Raw genomic sequence first — 19,559 nt, forward strand, 5'->3', positions numbered from 1 at the left:
TATTTAGATAATAAAGAGCTAATAACAGTGAAATATAATAATGCTAAAAACAGTATGAAACAAAGCTACAAACAAATTGAGGCTATTAATACAGAGAAAATAGCAATTAATAATCAATTTGAACAACTTAATGCTAAAAAAGAAACTATTAAAAATAAAGAAGATTTTATCAATGCAACTCAATATATAGAACAACACATTGATAAATACAAGAATAGTTATCAAGATATTGAACAAGTTAAACAGCAATTTGAACAAGATTATATTAAGCAAGGCGAATTAAAAGACAATATAAGTCAACTGAATAGTGATATAAAAGACCTTAAACAAGACTATGATATAGTAATTAAGTTAACAACTGAAATAAACAATTTAAACAATAATATTAAAAATATGGAAGATCAATTAGATGCAAAAGCAAAAATGAAAGAACAGCAACAACAGTTGACAGAATTACAATTACAGAAAAGTAATCAATTAGATGTTATGGCTGAATTGAAAAATAAACTTAACAGCTTAGATAAAGATTTATTAGATTTAAATAATAAAGAAGATTTTGTGAATGAAATAAAAGCGGCAGTATCAATTGGAGAAGTATGTCCTATTTGTGGTAATGAAATACAAGACTTAGGAGAACATATTGATTTTAATTCAATCAATAAGAGACGTAATGAAGTGAAACAAATAGAAGCTGATATTGCAACAGTCCAATCAAATATAGCTGTAAAAGATAACGAAATTAAAAATGTTAAGGAGCAAATTTCTAATATATCTATAATTGATATCAATACAAATCATTTACAAGATTTACAGCATGAACTAACTGTAAAACAACAACAGTTAGTGCAACAACAAGAGATAAATAAAAAAGCTGAGAATAAAGTAAAACAAAAAGAAAGTTTCATTCAACAATTACATCAAACAGAACTATCATTAAATAATAATAACAGTAAACTAAATCAACATAGAGAGAATATAACAGAGTTTAAAAAAGTAACAAACTTTGATGATATTTCTGAATTTTTAAATGTATATAAAGAATATGTACAAAGTATTCAGAGGTATCGTGAGCAACGAGACGACTTGACTAAACAATTAAATGAAGTTGAACAGAAAGATAAGATTGAACATAACAATCTTGAACATTACCAACAACAATTAAATGATTATGAGACACAGTTAAATGATATAAACCTTCATATTGAACAAGAGCAACAACGTCTAAATATAACTTCACTGCAAGAAATTGAAAATATTGTTCAATATCGACAACAAAAAGAACAAATACAACATGATATTGATCAATATCATCAACAGTTACATGAATACGAAATAGAAATTAAAAGATTAAAGCAATTAACAGAACATAAAGAATTATATGATCACGATAAGTTAACAAATGACTATGAAATTGCTAAACAACAGCAAGAACATGATATAAGTGAGTTGTCTAAAGTTCAATTTCAATGGCAAGAAATATTTAAGAAAATTAAAGATATTGAACAGCATATAAACTATTTGAATAAAGAATTGAAAGAACAACAACAAATTTTCCAATTATCAGAAATACTAAATGGTAAAAATAACAAAAAATTAAATCTTGAAAATTATGTTTTGATATACTATTTAGATAAGATTATTAGTCAAGCCAATTTACGTTTAGCAAACATGACGGACAATCGTTACCAATTGAAACGGAGAGAAGCGGTATCACAGGGATTAAGTGGTTTAGAAATTGATGTTTTTGATTTGCATTCTAATAAATCAAGACATATAAGTTCTTTATCAGGCGGAGAAACATTCCAGTCATCATTAGCATTAGCATTGGGTCTTAGTGAAATTGTGCAACAACAAGCAGGTGGTATCTCACTTGAATCTATATTTATTGATGAAGGCTTTGGTACTCTAGATCAAGAAACTTTAGAAACTGCATTGGATACTTTATTGAATATTAAGTCGACTGGTAGAATGGTTGGTATTATCTCGCATGTGAGTGAGTTGAAGAATAGGATACCATTAATTTTAGAAGTGAGAGCAAATCAATATCAAAGTACGACTACTTTTAGAAGAAATTAAAATTATTTTAAATATGTAATGTTATCAAGATGGATCTTTTTTTAACTACATTATTAATGATTACTGTTTAATATAAAATTATGATAGTCATTAATAAATGTAGTCTGAAGACAATAGAACGATAATTTTTGATAAATCAACAGTTACTATAATATGACTACAATTTAAAATAAGCGTTGTTATCGTAATGATTATGTAAGTTAAATAGATGAAATAGCGACAATGGTCAAACTTGAATGAAATATATACATTTAATTAAATAGGTAAATAAAAAACGACAATATCGTTAAAAGGCTAGTCTTAAAACAAATTAATAAGTTTGTAAAGACTAACTATAGATATTGTCGTGTATTTTTTTGAAGACTAATTTAGTTTTTTTCTCTTAATAAGTCTCTGATTTCTGTAAGTAAGACAGTATTTTCTTCAAGCACTTCTTCTTCATCTTCTTTTTTCATTAATGTGTTAGCAATTTTTACGAAGATGAATAACGCAAATGCGATAATGATAAAATCGATAATTGATTGGATGAATAGACCATATTTAATACCCCAGAATGACCATTCTTTCGCGAAGTCAACTGAACCGAAAATTTTACCAATTAATGGCATTATAATATATTGAACTAATGCTGTTACAATCTTGTTGAATGCTGCCCCCATAACAACAGCTACAGCTAAATCAAGTACATTCCCTTTTAAAGCGAACTCTTTAAATTCTTTTAACATAATACTACCTCTCTTTTTTAAATGTAAATTACATTATACAACATATAAAAAATTTAGAAAATACTAATTTTAAGAAAATTTGATTATCATGTTGAGCTTTGTTATCCTATATAGGTGCGTTAGTATAAATTAAATTTTTTGGATAAAACTTTAATTTATTTCTATTGAAAACTAAATATTGAATTGAAGGGAGTAATTAATTATGAATTCTTCTTCACCTAATAATGGTAGTGAAAAGAAGTATTCTCCAGTCTTTATTTATAGTGCTATTGTAGTTGCTATAGTTGTGTTGATTGGTGCAATTTTACCTGAACAATTCAACAATGTAACGAATAGTATTAAAATGTGGATTACTGAAAATTTAGGTTGGTATTATTTAATACTAACAACTGTTATAGTTTTCTTTTGTGTATTCCTTATCTTTAGTCCAATTGGTAAACTCAAATTAGGTAAACCTAATGATAAACCAGAATTTAATACTGTTTCTTGGTTTGCAATGTTGTTTAGTGCAGGTATGGGAATTGGATTAGTCTTTTATGGTGCAGCAGAGCCAATGGCGCATTTTGCAACACCACCTACAGCTGATCCTAAAACAACGGAAGCATATACAGAAGCTTTAAGATCAACATTCTTCCATTGGGGATTCCATGCTTGGGCAGTTTACGGTGTAGTAGCTCTGGCATTAGCTTATGCTCAATTCCGTAAAGGTGAGCCAGGATTACTTTCAAGAACTTTACGTCCAATTTTAGGAGATAAAGTAGAAGGACCTATCGGAACGCTGATTGATGTTCTCTCTGTTTTTGCTACTATTGTAGGTGTAGCTGTATCATTAGGTATGGGTGCATTACAAATAAATGGTGGTTTAAACTATCTGTTTGGTATTCCAAATACAACTTGGGTACAAGCAATTATTATTGTCGTAGTAACTATTCTGTTTATAGCTAGTGCATGGTCTGGTTTAAGTAAAGGTATTCAATACCTTAGTAACTTAAATATTGGATTAGGTACTGTACTTATGATAGCTGCATTAATTGTTGGTCCAACAGTTCTAATTTTAAATATGTTAACTAGTTCTACTGGTAGCTTGTTAAATACATTCCTATATAATAGCTTTGACACAGCAGCACTTAATCCTCAAAAACGTGAATGGATGTCATCATGGACACTTTACTATTGGGGTTGGTGGTTAAGCTGGAGCCCATTCGTAGGAGTGTTTATTGCAAGAGTATCTAAAGGACGTTCAATCAGAGAATTTATTTCTGGAGTTCTTTTAGTACCTGCAATTGTAAGTTTCATTTGGTTTAGTGTCTTTGGTGTCTTAGGTATAGAAACTGGTAAAAAATACAAAGAAGTATTTAATATGACTCCAGAAACACAACTCTTTGGAGTGTTCAATCATGTACCATTCGGCGTTGTATTATCATTGGTTGCATTATTATTAATTGCATCATTCTTTATTACTTCAGCCGATTCTGCGACATTTGTCTTAGGAATGCAAACAACATTTGGTTCATTAAATCCATCTAGTATGGTTAAAGTTGTTTGGGGAGTTGCACAAGCACTTATCGCTTTCGTACTATTATTAGCAGGTGGCGGTAATGGTTCTGAAGCACTTAATGCTATTCAAAGTGCAGCAATCATAAGTGCATTCCCATTCTCCTTCGTCGTCATACTCATGATGATAAGTTTCTACAAAGATGCTAACCAAGAACGAAAATTCTTAGGACTTACATTAACGCCTAATAAACATCGTTTACAAGAGTATATTAAGCACCAACAAGAAGATTATGAATCAGATATTCTTGAAAAACGTCAATCACGTAGAAATCAAGAAAAAGAACAATAATATTATGTAATTAGACTTACGAGCAGCCGTTCGTAAGTCTTTTTATGTTGGCTCATTGTCAAATTCGGTTGATGTATAAATTTTGAAGCCGAAAATCATGAAGTAGGGACCCAGCAAAGAAAAATTCTGTAAACAGAATTTTTACAATAATGTGCAAGCTGGGCAAGGGGCCCAACATAGAATTTCACCAAGAAATTCTACAGACAATGCAGGGACCCGTCATAGAAAAATTTTATAACTGAAATTTTTACTTTAATGTACTTGATGAGCAAGGTTGGGCAGGAGCTAGTAAAGATTAAAAATCTAACTAGTTTTAAAGGATTACAATTGATTGCTAGCGCAACAATTGTATAAGAGCTAATAAAGATTAAAAATCTAACTAGCTCTATATGTGAAGGCTGGAGTACGAGGTTTGAAAAAATAATTATGTATCAGTCCAAGTTGAGAGAGAACCTATAAAAAATAGAGGCTTAACAATTAGTTCAGTATTTTGGGAGAAATTTGCTAAATGGTGCATCCGGTAATTTATTATTTAAAATAGCATCATTTTAATATGTGATAGTAATTAAAGCCATATTAATCAATGATAGTATTTAAGAAATCATTAAAGTTAATGAAAAATACTGAATATTCAATTATAGCCTCACAGTTAATTGACATTGATAACTATTCTCAATTAATAATAAATACTTATTACACTTCGTCTTTATGATAAGTTTTACTTATGAATACTGATTAAAAAGTCGAAATGATATTTAAGCGTTTTCTAGTCTAGATGAGTTGTTAAACAATACATATAATTATACAATTTAATTAAGGCATATAAATATAAATTTAACCAAGGGGGATTAATTTATGGCTGCAAATATGAAAGCACAATCAAAAAAGCAATTTTCATTGAATGGTCAAAATTATACTTATTATGATTTAAAGTCTTTAGAAGATAGTGGTTATACAACAATTTCAAAATTACCTTATTCTATTCGTGTATTACTAGAATCTTTACTTCGTCAAGAAGATGATTTTGTTATTACTGATGAGCACATTAAAGCACTGAGTCAATTTGGAAATGAAGGTAACGAAGGGGAGGTTCCATTTAAACCTTCACGTGTTATTTTACAAGACTTTACGGGTGTGCCAGCAGTAGTAGATTTAGCATCTTTACGTAAAGCTATGGATGATGTAGGTGGAGATATTAACAAAATCAACCCTGAAGTACCTGTTGATTTAGTTATCGATCACTCAGTACAAGTTGATAGCTATGCTAATCCAGATGCGCTTGAACGCAATATGAAATTAGAATTTGAACGTAACTATGAACGTTATCAATTTTTAAACTGGGCAACAAAAGCATTTGACAATTATAATGCTGTTCCACCTGCAACAGGTATTGTCCACCAAGTTAACTTAGAATATTTAGCTAATGTAGTTCATGTAAGAGATGTAGATGGTGAACAAACAGCATTCCCTGATACATTGGTAGGTACAGACTCACATACAACTATGATTAATGGTATTGGTGTTCTTGGTTGGGGTGTTGGTGGTATAGAAGCTGAAGCTGGAATGCTTGGTCAACCATCATATTTCCCAATTCCTGAAGTAATTGGTGTTAGATTAACCAATGCATTACCACAAGGTGCTACAGCTACTGACTTAGCATTACGTGTGACTCAAGAGTTACGTAAAAAAGGTGTTGTAGGAAAATTTGTTGAATTCTTTGGTCCTGGTGTACAACATTTACCATTAGCTGACCGTGCTACAATTGCGAACATGGCACCTGAGTATGGTGCAACATGTGGTTTCTTCCCAGTTGATGAAGAATCACTTAAATATATGAAGTTAACTGGTCGTTCTGACGAACATATCGCTGTTGTTAAAGAATATTTACAACAAAATCATATGTTCTTCGATGTTGAAAATGAAGATCCTAATTATACTGATGTGATTGAGTTAGATTTAGCAACAGTTGAAGCATCATTATCAGGTCCAAAGCGTCCTCAAGACTTAATTTTCTTAAGCGATATGAAAACAGCTTTTGAAGATTCAGTTACTGCTCCTGCAGGTAACCAAGGACATGGATTAGATGCTAGCGAGTTTGATAAGACTGCTGAAATTGAATTTGCAGATGGTTCAAAAGCTACAATGACTACTGGAGATATTGCTATTGCAGCAATCACATCATGTACAAATACATCTAACCCATATGTAATGTTAGGTGCTGGATTAGTTGCTAAAAAAGCCGTCGAAAAAGGCTTACAAGTACCAGAATATGTTAAGACATCATTAGCACCAGGTTCAAAAGTTGTTACTGGATACTTAAGAGATTCAGGCTTACAAGAATATCTTGATGATTTAGGATTTAATTTAGTTGGTTATGGTTGTACGACATGTATCGGAAACTCAGGTCCATTGTTACCAGAAATTGAAAAAGCAATTGCTCAAGAAGACTTATTAGTTACATCTGTATTATCAGGTAACCGTAACTTTGAAGGCCGTATTCATCCATTAGTTAAAGCTAACTATTTAGCTTCTCCACAATTAGTAGTGGCATATGCGTTAGCTGGTACAGTTGATATTGATTTAGAACATGAGCCAATTGGTAAAGGTAAAGATGGCAAAGATGTTTATCTTAAAGATATTTGGCCATCAATCAAAGAAGTTTCTGATACAGTCGACAGTGTAGTGACACCAGAACTATTTAAAGAAGAATATGAAAATGTATATAGTAATAATAAATTATGGAATGAAATTGATGTTACTGATAAACCATTGTATGATTTTGATCCTAATTCAACTTATATTCAAAATCCAACATTCTTCCAAGGTTTATCAAAAGAACCTGGTAAGATTGAACCTTTAAATCATTTACGTGTTATGGGTAAATTTGGTGATTCAGTAACAACTGACCATATTTCTCCAGCAGGAGCCATTGGTAAAGATACACCAGCAGGTAAATATTTATTAGACCATGATGTACCAATTCGTGAATTTAACTCTTATGGTTCTCGTCGTGGTAACCATGAAGTAATGGTAAGAGGTACGTTTGCTAATATTCGTATCAAAAACCAATTAGCGCCAGGAACTGAAGGTGGTTTCACAACTTATTGGCCAACAAATGAAATTATGCCAATTTTCGATGCAGCAATGAAATATAAAGAAGATGGTACTGGTTTAGTTGTTCTTGCAGGTAATGACTATGGTATGGGTTCTTCTCGTGACTGGGCTGCCAAAGGTACTAATTTATTAGGTGTTAAAACTGTTATAGCACAAAGTTATGAGCGTATTCACCGTTCAAACTTAGTAATGATGGGTGTACTTCCATTAGAATTTAGAAAAGGTGAATCAGCAGATTCATTAGGTTTAGATGGTACTGAAGAAATTTCAGTTAATATTGATGAATCAGTTCAGCCACATGATTTTGTTAAGGTTACAGCTAAAAAATCTGATGGCGAATTAGTAGAATTTGATGCTATGGCACGCTTTGACTCATTAGTAGAAATGGACTACTATCGTCATGGTGGTATTTTACAAATGGTATTAAGAAATAAATTAGCTCAATAATTGAATTTAAACAAGACTATGTCATGTATTTCACGGCATAGTCTTTTATTATTTATGTTAAACTTAGGAAGGATTATATGTGAAAGAAGGAATAAAATGATATATAGTATTACTGAAATTGAAGCTAGATATGCTGAAACTGATAAGATGGGTGTCATATACCACGGTAATTATGCGACTTGGTTTGAAGTTGCACGTTTAGATTATATTTCAAAATTAGGTTTTAGTTATGCAGCAATGGAAAGAGAGGGTATTATTTCTCCTGTTACTGAATTAAATGTTAATTATAAAAAGTCTCTATTTTATCCTGAAAAAGTTAAAATAAAAACATGGGTAGAAAAATATTCAAGACTTCGCTCATTATATCGTTATGAAATTTATAATGAACAAGGTGAACTAGCGACAACTGGGTCAACTGAGTTAATTTGTATTAAAGAAGATACGTTTAAGCCGATTCGCTTAGATCGTTATTTTCCAGATTGGCATGCTGCGTATAGTAAAGTAGATCAACTGAATAAACAACAACTCGATTTTGAAGTGGTTAATGGTGTAGATGGACTATAAAAAAAGCAGTTGCAAATTAAGATGCATTCTTAATTTAAGCAACTGCTTTTTAAATATTATTTTATTTTCTTTATAAATTAGGTTAATTAGTTAAAGTATAATTATGGAAGAATGGTTACTTAACAGTATATGAAATTTCATCTTCGTGATCAACAACATCAACCACGATTTGGTCATCTTCAAAATACCATAAATCTTTTTCAGCAACGACAATGTCTAGGCCATTATATTGTTGTTCATAGCCAATTTCAATGTCATCTCTATTTTCAACGGTAAATGCTGGACTAAATCCTTGTTTCAATTGAAATTCACCACCATAACGAACAAAGAAGACTAATACTTTATTACCTTCAGGTAATTCTAATTCATCTTTAAACCAGTCTACTGCTTCATTAGTTAATTCTATTTTCATTAAAATGACCTCCATAATCAAGTTAATATTAATCATTTTGACCATTGAATTATAGCATAGACTGATAATTTTTTATATTAATTGCTTTATTGTAAATAAAAAATACTCCATTAGTTGCAAATAATACATTTTGCGAACAGTGGAGTAAAGTATAATGTTATGATGTAATTACATCCATTTAATTTTAGGTTCTTCACCTTTAAAAATTCTTATAATATTAGTTCGGTGTCTTATAATAAGTATAACCGCAACCAAAGCGCTCACAACTAATAAGATATAGTCTTGAATAATCAACGAGCCAATAACACAGCAAATTGCAGCTACTATACTTGATAAAGAAACATATTTAAATATTTTAAGTACTGCAAAGAATATAACTGCTAGAATTAAGAGTAAGATAGGATTAACACCTAAGACTACTCCGGCACTAGTTGCAACTGCTTTGCCCCCTTTAAATTTTAAATATATTGGATAAACATGACCCAGAATAGCAAATAGTCCTACAATAAGTCCGTTAGTAAAAAATGTACTTATCGGACTGTCAGCATGTACAGGTAACCAAATAGGGAAGAATACGGTTATAAATCCTTTAAAAATATCTAGAAATGTTACAATAAACCCTGCTGGTCTTCCAAGTACTCTGAAACTATTCGTTGCGCCAGTGTTGCCACTACCAAATTGTCTAATATCTTTTTTGAAAAACAATTTACCAATTACAAACCCGCTTGGGAATGCACCAATGAGATAACTCAGTAGTAACATGATGATTATCATCATAATTATTACACATCCTTTAATGACTTAGCATCATTTTATCACATTCGTTTTAGTTAGGGCGAATAAATTTTAATACTAATTATTATTATCTATAAAAAGTAGTTGAAATTTAATTGATACTTGCAATTTAAGGCGATTTATATAAGAATAACTATTGTATAGTTTTAAAAACGAACGTACGTTTGCAGGAGGCGAAATCATTGGCAATGAATAAACAAAATAATTATTCAGATGATTCAATACAGGTATTAGAAGGTCTGGAAGCAGTTAGAAAAAGACCAGGTATGTATATTGGATCTACTGATAAGCGTGGACTACATCATCTGGTATATGAAGTTGTCGATAACTCCGTCGATGAAGTATTAAACGGTTACGGAAATGAAATAAATGTAACAATTAATCAAGATGGTAGTATTTCAATAGAAGATAATGGACGTGGGATGCCAACAGGTATACATAAATCAGGGAAACCTACAGTAGAAGTAATATTTACTGTACTACATGCTGGTGGGAAATTTGGTCAAGGCGGCTATAAAACTTCTGGTGGTTTACACGGTGTTGGTGCGTCAGTAGTGAATGCTTTGAGTGAATGGTTAGTGGTTGAAATACATAGAGACGGTAATATTTATCAACAAAGTTTTAAAAATGGTGGCGTACCTACATCAGGATTAATGAAAAAAGGCAAGACTAAAAAAACAGGTACTAAAGTAACATTTAAACCAGATGCAACAATCTTTAAAGCATCTACTTCTTTTAACTTTGATACTTTAAGTGAACGTTTACAAGAGTCAGCTTTCCTACTTAAAAATTTGAAAATTAACTTAGTTGATTTAAGAAATGGCAAAGAACGCCAAGAATTATATCATTATGAAGATGGTATTAAAGAATTTGTAAGTTATATCAATGAAGGAAAAGAAGTTTTACATGATGTAGCTACTTTTTCAGGTGAATCTAACGGCATTGAAGTAGATGTAGCTTTTCAATATAATGATCAATATTCTGAAAGTATTTTAAGCTTTGTGAATAATGTTAGAACAAAAGATGGTGGTACACATGAAGTTGGTTTTAAGACTGCAATGACACGTGTCTTTAATGATTATGCAAGACGTATTAATGAATTGAAAGCTAAAGATAAAAATTTAGATGGTAATGATATACGTGAAGGTTTGACAGCAGTTATTTCTGTTCGTATTCCTGAAGAATTATTACAATTCGAAGGACAAACTAAATCTAAATTAGGTACTTCTGAAGCTAGAAGTGCTGTAGATTCAGTTGTTGCTGATAAACTACCATTTTATTTAGAAGAAAAGGGTCAATTGTCCAAATCATTAGTTAAAAAAGCCATTAAAGCACAACAAGCACGTGAAGCCGCACGTAAAGCGCGTGAAGATGCGCGTTCAGGCAAAAAGAACAAACGTAAAGATACATTATTATCAGGCAAACTAACACCTGCACAAAGTAAAAATACGGAAAAAAATGAATTATATTTGGTCGAAGGTGACTCAGCAGGTGGTTCAGCTAAATTAGGAAGAGATCGTAAATTCCAAGCAATCTTACCTTTAAGAGGTAAAGTCATTAATACTGAAAAGGCTAGACTTGAAGATATATTTAAAAATGAAGAAATCAACACTATTATTCACACTATAGGTGCTGGTGTAGGTACAGATTTTAAACTTGAAGATAGTAATTATAATCGAGTTATTATTATGACAGATGCCGATACTGATGGCGCACATATTCAAGTATTACTATTAACATTCTTCTTTAAATATATGAAACCGTTAGTTCAAGCAGGAAGAGTATTTATCGCTTTACCACCGTTATATAAACTTGAAAAAGGTAAAGGCAAAACAAAACGTATTGAATATGCCTGGACAGATGAAGAATTAGGTAAATTACAACAAGAATTAGGAAAAGGATTTACTTTACAACGTTATAAAGGTCTAGGTGAAATGAATCCTGAACAATTATGGGAAACAACAATGAACCCAGATACCCGTACGTTAATTCGGGTTCAAGTTGAAGATGAAGTTCGATCATCTAAACGCGTGACAACATTAATGGGCGATAAAGTTGCGCCACGTCGTGAATGGATTGAAAACCATGTGGAATTTGGTATGCAAGAAGATCAAAGTATTCTTGATAATTCTGAAGTTCAAGTATTAGAGCAAGAACAGTTTGATGAGGAGGAAACGAAGTGAGTGAAATAATTCAAGATTTATCACTAGAAGATGTTATTGGTGATCGTTTTGGTAGATATAGTAAATATATTATTCAAGAACGTGCACTCCCTGATGTTAGAGATGGCTTAAAACCAGTACAACGTCGTATCTTATATGCTATGTATTCTAGTGGTAATACCTATGATAAAAACTTCCGTAAAAGTGCTAAAACTGTCGGTGACGTTATAGGACAATATCACCCTCATGGTGACTCCTCAGTTTATGAAGCAATGGTACGTCTTAGTCAAGATTGGAAATTAAGACATGTATTAATTGAAATGCACGGTAATAATGGTAGTATCGACAATGATCCACCTGCTGCAATGCGTTATACGGAAGCTAAATTGAGCCAATTGGCAGAAGAGCTACTGAGAGATATTAATAAAGAAACAGTCGCATTTATTCCTAACTATGACGATACAACATTAGAACCTATGGTATTACCATCAAGATTTCCTAATTTATTAGTTAATGGTTCAACAGGTATATCAGCTGGTTATGCAACAGATATACCGCCTCATAATTTAGGTGAGGTAATTCAAGCCACTTTAAAATATATCGATAACCCTGATATTACAGTAAGTCAGCTTATGAAATATATGAAAGGTCCTGATTTTCCAACTGGTGGAATAATTCAAGGTGTTGATGGTATTAAAAAAGCCTATGAATCAGGGAAGGGACGTATTATTGTGCGTTCCAAAGTAGATGAAGAAACTTTACGTAATGGACGTAAACAATTAATTGTTACTGAAATTCCATATGAAGTTAATAAAAGTAGTTTAGTTAAGCGCATTGATGAACTACGTGCTGATAAAAAAGTGGACGGTATTGTTGAAGTTCGCGATGAAACTGATAGAACTGGTTTACGTATTGCTATTGAACTTAAAAAAGATGTCAATAGTGAAGCTATCAAAAACTATCTATATAAAAATTCTGATTTACAAATTTCTTATAACTTTAATATGGTTGCTATTAGTGATGGTAGACCTAAATTAATGGGTATTAGACAAATTATTGATAGTTATTTAAATCATCAAATTGAAGTTGTGGCAAATAGAACTAAATTTGAATTAGATAATGCTGAAAAGCGTATGCATATTGTTGAAGGCTTAATTAAAGCGTTATCCATATTAGATAAAGTGATTGAATTAATTCGTAGTTCTAAAAATAAACGTGATGCTAAGGAAAATTTAATTGCTACCTATGATTTTACAGAAGAACAAGCTGAAGCCATTGTTATGTTGCAATTATATCGTTTAACAAATACAGATATTGTAGCATTACAAGAAGAACATAAAGAACTTGAAGACTTAATAAATTATTTGCGTAATATTTTAGATAATCATGATGCCTTATTAACAGTTATTAAAGATGAATTAACAGAGATTAAGAAGAAATTTAAAACTGATAGGTTATCTACGATTGAAGCAGAGATTTCTGAAATTAAGATTGATAAAGAAGTCATGGTACCTAGTGAAGATGTTGTCTTAAGTTTAACAAGACATGGTTATATTAAACGTACATCAATTAGAAGCTTTAATGCTAGTGGTGTGACAGAAATTGGATTAAAAGATGGCGATAGTTTACTGAAATTCCAAGAAGTAAATACGCAAGACACTGCAATTGTATTTACAAATAAAGGACGTTATCTATTTATTCCTATTCATAAATTGGCAGATATTCGGTGGAAAGAGTTAGGACAACATGTTTCTCAAATTGTTCCAATTGATGAAGATGAAGCAGTTATTGATATCTTTAATGAAAAAGATTTTAACACTAATGCTTTTTATATCTTTGCAACTCGAAATGGCATGGTGAAAAAAAGTACGGTGCCACAGTTTAAGACGAGTAGATTTAACAAACCTTTAATAGCAATAAAACTAAAAGATTCAGATGAAGTAATTAATGTGATGCGTTTCGAAGATGATCAGTTAATTACTGTTATCACACATCGAGGAATGTCGTTAACATATAATACGTCAGAGTTATCAGATATAGGGTTACGTGCTGCAGGTGTTAAATCAATTAATCTTAAAGATGATGATAAAGTTATAATGACTGAGGGTATTCATGACAAAGATTCAATATTAATGGCTACACAACGTGGCTCATTAAAACGTATTGGATTTAAAGTTCTACAAATTGCTAAACGTGCACAACGTGGTATTACACTATTAAAAGAATTGAAGAAAAATCCTCATCGTATTGTGGCTGCTCATGTCGTAACAGCACAACACCAGCAGTATAAAATTTATTCAACAACAAATGAAGAGGTTGGTATGATCACTGATATTCATAAGTCAGAGCAATATACTAATGGATCATTTATTGTTGATGTAGACGAGTTTGGTAATTTGATTGATATGTATGTAGATTAAAAAAATATATGCAATCAACCAATTAAATGATAAAATAAAGTAATGTTTATTTGTAAAAAAACAAGGGATTTATATTAAAACATTGTCAAATCAGTTTTTAAATAACTTAAGCTGAAATGATTAAATTAATATAAATCTCTTGTGCTGTATAAACAAAATGATTATCAATATGATAAATTAAAAAGTGGAGAATTTATTTTATTCATTTTCTAACTGCAATATTTAACATTTGATAAACACAAAACATACATAGAGGATGCGAGGGGTTGTATTTTGAAAGATTTTGATAATTTAATTCCGGGATGGTTTAAAGATTTTGTCCAAATCGGAAATGATTTAATATGGTCGCAGTACTTAATTGGTTTATTATTAACAGCAGGATTCTTTTTCACAATCAGTTCTAAATTTGTGCAATTAAGAATGTTGCCAGAAATGTTTAGAGCATTAGTAGAAAGACCTGAAACATTAGAAGATGGAAAAAAAGGAATCTCACCATTCCAAGCATTTGCAATTAGTGCTGGTTCAAGAGTTGGTACTGGGAATATTGCAGGTGTTGCGACAGCAATTGTTCTTGGTGGTCCTGGTGCAGTATTTTGGATGTGGGTCATTGCTTTTATCGGGGCTGCAAGTGCCTTTATTGAAGCAACGTTAGCTCAAGTTTACAAAGTTCATGATAAAGATGGTGGTTTCCGTGGTGGACCAGCTTATTATATTACTAAAGGTTTAAATCAAAAATGGTTAGGTATTACATTTGCAATTCTAATTACAGTTACATTTGCTTTTGTCTTTAATACAGTACAATCCAACACTATTGCGGAATCATTAAATACACAATATAATGTTAGCCCAGTTATTACTGGTATTATTTTATCAATTATTACAGCAATTATCATTTTTGGTGGTGTACGTAGTATTGCAACGTTATCTTCTTACATCGTTCCAATCATGGCTATCATTTATATTGGTATGGTATTAGCTATTTTAATTTTTAATATCGATCAAATTGTTCCTATGATTGGTACAATTATTAAAAGTGCTTTTGGCTTTGAACAAGTTACTGGTGGTGCTGTAGGTGCTGCTGTGCTACAAGGAATTAAACGTGGTTTATTCTCTAATGAAGCTGGTATGGGTTCAGCACCAAATGCTGCAGCTACTGCGGCTGTTCCACACCCAGTCAAACAAGGTTTAATTCAATCATTAGGTGTATTCTTTGATACTATGTTAGTTTGTACAGCTACAGCGATAATGATTTTATTATATTCTGGTTTGAAATTTGGTGAAAGTGCACCTCAAGGTGTTGCAGTAACACAATCAGCTTTAAATGAACATTTAGGTTCAGCTGGTGGTATATTCCTTACAATTGCAGTGACGTTATTTGCGTTTTCTTCAGTTGTTGGTAATTATTACTATGGTCAATCAAATATCGAATTTTTATCTACTAATAAGATGATTTTATTTGTTTTTAGATGTTTAGTAGTTGTCTTAGTATTTATTGGTGCAGTTGCCAAAACAGAAACTGTATGGAGTACAGCAGATTTATTTATGGGATTAATGGCCATTGTAAATATTATTTCCATTATTGGTTTATCTAACATTGCTTTTGCATTGATGAAAGATTATCAACAGCAGAAAAAAGAAGGCAAGAATCCTGTGTTTAGACCTGAAAACTTAGAAATTAATTTATTTGGTATAAGTGCTTGGGGTATTAACAAATCTAATAAATTAAATAAATAACAAACTACATTATGAATATAATGTGTTTAAACAAAAGCAACTTCTATTTTAGCGAATAGAAGTTGCTTTTTGCTTTCTAACAAATTGGACTGATATTGTTAATAGTCATGTACTCCAATTTTCATATTTAGAGCTAGTTAGATTTATAATCTTTACTAGCTCTTGCCCAACTTGCATTGCACGAAAAAACTGAGAACCAGTTTTTCTGTGTTGGGTCCCAATGCAATTGTTAGAGTTTCTACTATCTTGATAGCTAGAAACTCTTATGCAGTTTATTATGAAGTAATAAACTGTAAACCTTTGTTATAGCAATCAATTGTAATCCTTTAAAATTAGTTAGATTTATAATCTTTACTAGCTCTTGCCCAACTTGCATTGCACGAAAAAACTGAGAACCAGTTTTTCTGTGTTGGGTCCCTATGCAATTGTTAGAGTTTCTACTATCTTGATAGCTAGAAAATCTTATGCAGTTTATTATGAAGTAATAAACTGTAAACCTTTGTTATAGCAATCAATTGTAATCCTTTAAAATTAGTTAGATTTATAATCTTTACTAGATCCTGCCCAACCTGCATTGCACGAAAAAACTGAGAACCAGTTTTTCTGTGTTGGGTCCCTATGCAATTGTTAGAGTTTCTACTATCTTGATAGCTAGAAAATCTTATGCAGTTTATTATGAAGTAATAAACTGTAAACTTTTATTATAGCAATCAATTGTAATCCTTTAAAATTAATTAGATTTATAATCTTTACTAGCTACTGCCTAACTTGCATTTTTGAACTTATCGATAAAATCATGCCAACTATTTCAATTTTAAATACATTATTTTATACTAATAAACTATATTTTGACATTATAGTTATTTTGTATGTGAATAGTTTAGCTTTACAAGGTTTAATACTTTTAACATGTTGCTATACAAGATATAATTTAAAAAGGAAAAATAGGTGATGTTAATGGGAGTATATAAAGTATCAAAAGCTTTAAATAATAATGTCGTTATATGTACGAAAGATAATCAAGAAGTAATATTAATTGGCAAAGGCATTGGTTTCAATAAAAAAGAGGGAATGATCTTGAACAATGACCTTATTACTATAGATAAAATTTATACTTTAGAGAGTGAACAACAAAAAGAACATTATAAAACTTTAGTTGAAATTGCTGATGATGATGTATTACAAGTTATTATTGAATCATTAAATTTTATTTCTAATACATCGATCAATGTAGATGCTAAGCAATTGGTAGTTTCTCTAACTGATCATATTATTTTTGCGTATAAGCGGTTAAAGCAAAATCAAATTATTGCAAATCCATTTGCGATGGAAACCAAACAACTATATAGTGAAGCTTATCAAATAGCGCAACAAGTTATAGATAAGTTGAATGTTGATCTAGATGTTAATTTCCCTGAAGATGAAGTGGGTTTTATCGCTTTACATATTGCATCTAATACTGAAGATTTATCAATGCGAGAAATGACGTTGATGAATGATATTATGAATAGAAGTATTAAAATTATTGAAAGTGATTTAAATACTGTTGTAGATAAGCAATCACTTCAATACCAGCGTTTTATAAGGCATGTACAGTTTTTAATTCGACGCTTAAAAAAACAAGAATATGTACATGCACAAGATGATTTCATAAAAATGATAAAGAATCATTATCCCATTTGCTACAATACAGCATTTAAAATTTTGACTATGATTCAAAAACAATTTGATGTTCATATTAGCGACTCTGAAATAATTTATTTAACTTTGCATATTCATCATTTTGAAGGGAATATAAAGCGGAGTTAATGTTTCATTAAAAGCAAAATTTAAGTGTTTTTAAAACTTAATTATGTGGTATGATAATTATTAGCAAATTTTATATCAATATTTTGAAATATTAAATTAATTATAAACTTTAGTAGTGGTGGTGTTTATATCATTGAATGAAAATGACAAAGTAACAAGAAAAAATTTATTGAAATTTACTGAATCACGATACATGAAATTTATTGGAGGTAATGATTTAGTATTTTCATTAATTGCGTTAGTTTTATTAGGTATTGTGATTTTTATCTTTGATAAAGTTTCTTATGTATTTGAACCTTTTATCATTATTTTTAAAACAATTGCAGCGCCTATTATTGTATCTTTAATTCTCTTTTATCTATTAAATCCTATAGTGAATTTGATGGAACGCTATAGAATTCCAAGAATTGCAGGTATAACAATAATTTATTTAGCAGTTGTTGGTGTTATTACATTAATAGTTAATTTATTGATACCTGTTATTGGTTCTCAAATAGATAGTTTGGTTCAAAATTCACCTCATTATCTTGAAAAAGTAATTAACTCTTTTGATAAAATTATGAATAATACTATGTTTTCAGCATACTATAGTCAAGTTAATGACTGGTTGAATAGCTTGCCTAAAAAATTACCTTCAATGATTTCTGAATATACTGATGGTTTTGGTTCGAAAATAGCGTCATTTGCTGAAACAATTGCAAATATCGGTGTTGTTATTGCAACAACTCCTTTTGTATTATTCTTTATGTTAAAAGATGGGCATCATTTTAAAGACTTTACAACTAAAATCATGCCACCTAAATTTAGAAATGATTTTCATGATTTACTTGAAAAAATGAGTGTACAAGTTGGTTCATATATTCAAGGACAAATTATTGTGTCATTTTGTATAGGTATTTTATTATTTATCGGTTATTCTATTATCGGACTGAAATATAGTCTTGTATTAGCAAGTATTGCTGCCGTAACAAGTGTTGTCCCATATCTTGGACCAACTATTGCTATATCACCAGCAATTATTATTGCTGTGATTACTTCTCCATGGATGTTGTTAAAATTAGCAATAGTATGGACCTTAGTACAATTCTTTGAAGGACATTTTATTTCACCTAATATAATGGGGAAAACACTGAAAATCCACCCATTAACGATTATATTTATCTTGTTATGCGCTGGTAAATTATTAGGTATCGTAGGTGTTATTTTAGGTATACCAGGATATGCTATATTGAAAGTATTAGTTACTCATTTATTCTTATTATTTAAACGTCGTTATAATCGTTATTATGGTAATGATGTTGGTGAGTACGATATTAAAGAAAGTAATAAAATTCTTGAATAATATTAACATAGTCATCAACTGAATGTTTTAGTTGGTGACTTTTTTAGTGTTTGATAACAAAGTTGGGAACTTTTGAGAGTCAGAATTACTAAAGTCTACATATTTATAAAAGC

At 30.7% G+C, this 19,559-nt stretch carries 12 protein-coding genes; 9 read left to right on the forward strand and 3 right to left on the reverse strand.

Features of this window, described 5'->3' with window-relative positions:
• Positions 1-2,076 (forward strand): AAA family ATPase (locus CD113_RS01015; protein WP_103262320.1); only part of this gene is annotated, 2,076 nt, incomplete at its 5' end.
• 368 nt (positions 2,077-2,444) lie between these two features.
• Here the strand turns inward: CD113_RS01015 and mscL are convergent.
• Entirely contained in the window at positions 2,445-2,801 is a 357-nt protein-coding gene (gene mscL, locus CD113_RS01020; protein WP_095092690.1) for a large conductance mechanosensitive channel protein MscL, read from the reverse strand.
• 202 nt (positions 2,802-3,003) lie between these two features.
• Here mscL and CD113_RS01025 point away from each other — a divergent pair, with 202 nt between their 5' ends.
• From CD113_RS01025 to menI, 3 genes are all read left to right on the forward strand, one after another.
• Positions 3,004-4,647, forward strand: coding sequence for a glycine betaine uptake BCCT transporter (locus tag CD113_RS01025; protein WP_002465157.1), 1,644 nt, complete (start codon positions 3,004-3,006; stop codon positions 4,645-4,647).
• 855 nt (positions 4,648-5,502) lie between these two features.
• Complete coding sequence (gene acnA / locus CD113_RS01030) at positions 5,503-8,208, forward strand: aconitate hydratase AcnA (RefSeq protein ID WP_002463157.1); 2,706 nt, start codon at positions 5,503-5,505, stop codon at positions 8,206-8,208.
• A gap of 96 nt (positions 8,209-8,304) precedes the next feature.
• A complete protein-coding gene (menI, locus tag CD113_RS01035; protein WP_002463155.1) occupies positions 8,305-8,772 on the forward strand; it encodes a 1,4-dihydroxy-2-naphthoyl-CoA hydrolase MenI in 468 nt (155 codons plus the stop codon).
• Between the two features lie 115 nt (positions 8,773-8,887).
• On the opposite strand, the gene CD113_RS01040 is transcribed toward menI, so the two are convergent.
• Both CD113_RS01040 and plsY read right to left on the reverse strand, forming a co-directional pair.
• Positions 8,888-9,184: a HesB/YadR/YfhF family protein gene (locus tag CD113_RS01040; RefSeq protein WP_002463154.1), complete on the reverse strand. Its 297-nt coding sequence runs from the start codon at positions 9,182-9,184 to the stop codon at positions 8,888-8,890.
• A gap of 168 nt (positions 9,185-9,352) precedes the next feature.
• Positions 9,353-9,961 carry a glycerol-3-phosphate 1-O-acyltransferase PlsY gene (gene plsY, locus CD113_RS01045; protein ID WP_002463152.1) on the reverse strand — a complete coding sequence of 203 codons (609 nt, stop codon included), beginning with the start codon at positions 9,959-9,961 and terminating at the stop codon, positions 9,353-9,355.
• 206 nt (positions 9,962-10,167) lie between these two features.
• Between plsY and parE the strand changes: the two genes are divergently transcribed.
• From parE to CD113_RS01070, 5 genes are all read left to right on the forward strand, one after another.
• Positions 10,168-12,162, forward strand: a complete 1,995-nt coding sequence (parE, locus tag CD113_RS01050; protein WP_040801743.1) for a DNA topoisomerase IV subunit B — start codon at positions 10,168-10,170, stop codon at positions 12,160-12,162.
• A complete protein-coding gene (parC, locus tag CD113_RS01055) occupies positions 12,159-14,561 on the forward strand; it encodes a DNA topoisomerase IV subunit A (RefSeq protein WP_002463148.1) in 2,403 nt (800 codons plus the stop codon). The genes parE and parC overlap by 4 nt, the downstream gene beginning before the upstream one ends.
• A 273-nt stretch (positions 14,562-14,834) precedes the next feature.
• Positions 14,835-16,295, forward strand: coding sequence for an alanine/glycine:cation symporter family protein (locus CD113_RS01060; protein WP_002463147.1), 1,461 nt, complete (start codon positions 14,835-14,837; stop codon positions 16,293-16,295).
• 957 nt (positions 16,296-17,252) lie between these two features.
• A complete protein-coding gene (gene glcT, locus CD113_RS01065) occupies positions 17,253-18,104 on the forward strand; it encodes a glucose PTS transporter transcription antiterminator GlcT (protein WP_002464980.1) in 852 nt (283 codons plus the stop codon).
• A 133-nt stretch (positions 18,105-18,237) separates the two neighbouring features.
• Complete coding sequence (locus CD113_RS01070) at positions 18,238-19,446, forward strand: AI-2E family transporter (RefSeq protein WP_002464981.1); 1,209 nt, start codon at positions 18,238-18,240, stop codon at positions 19,444-19,446.
• Positions 19,447-19,559 lie beyond the last annotated feature (113 nt).

Origin of the sequence: Staphylococcus simiae, assembly GCF_002902085.1 — a bacterium.
GTDB classification, from domain to species: domain Bacteria; phylum Bacillota; class Bacilli; order Staphylococcales; family Staphylococcaceae; genus Staphylococcus; species Staphylococcus simiae.

Bases quoted from the DNA above. Each gene is read 5' to 3' on its own strand.
- plsY (WP_002463152.1), bottom strand. From the start codon at position 9,961: ATGATGATAATCATCATGTTACTACTGAGTTATCTCATTGGTGCATTC.
- mscL (WP_095092690.1), bottom strand. From the start codon at position 2,801: ATGTTAAAAGAATTTAAAGAGTTCGCTTTAAAAGGGAATGTACTTGAT.
- CD113_RS01040 (WP_002463154.1), bottom strand. From the start codon at position 9,184: ATGAAAATAGAATTAACTAATGAAGCAGTAGACTGGTTTAAAGATGAA.
- menI (WP_002463155.1), top strand. From the start codon at position 8,305: ATGATATATAGTATTACTGAAATTGAAGCTAGATATGCTGAAACTGAT.
- CD113_RS01025 (WP_002465157.1), top strand. From the start codon at position 3,004: ATGAATTCTTCTTCACCTAATAATGGTAGTGAAAAGAAGTATTCTCCA.
- acnA (WP_002463157.1), top strand. From the start codon at position 5,503: ATGGCTGCAAATATGAAAGCACAATCAAAAAAGCAATTTTCATTGAAT.
- parE (WP_040801743.1), top strand. From the start codon at position 10,168: ATGAATAAACAAAATAATTATTCAGATGATTCAATACAGGTATTAGAA.
- glcT (WP_002464980.1), top strand. From the start codon at position 17,253: ATGGGAGTATATAAAGTATCAAAAGCTTTAAATAATAATGTCGTTATA.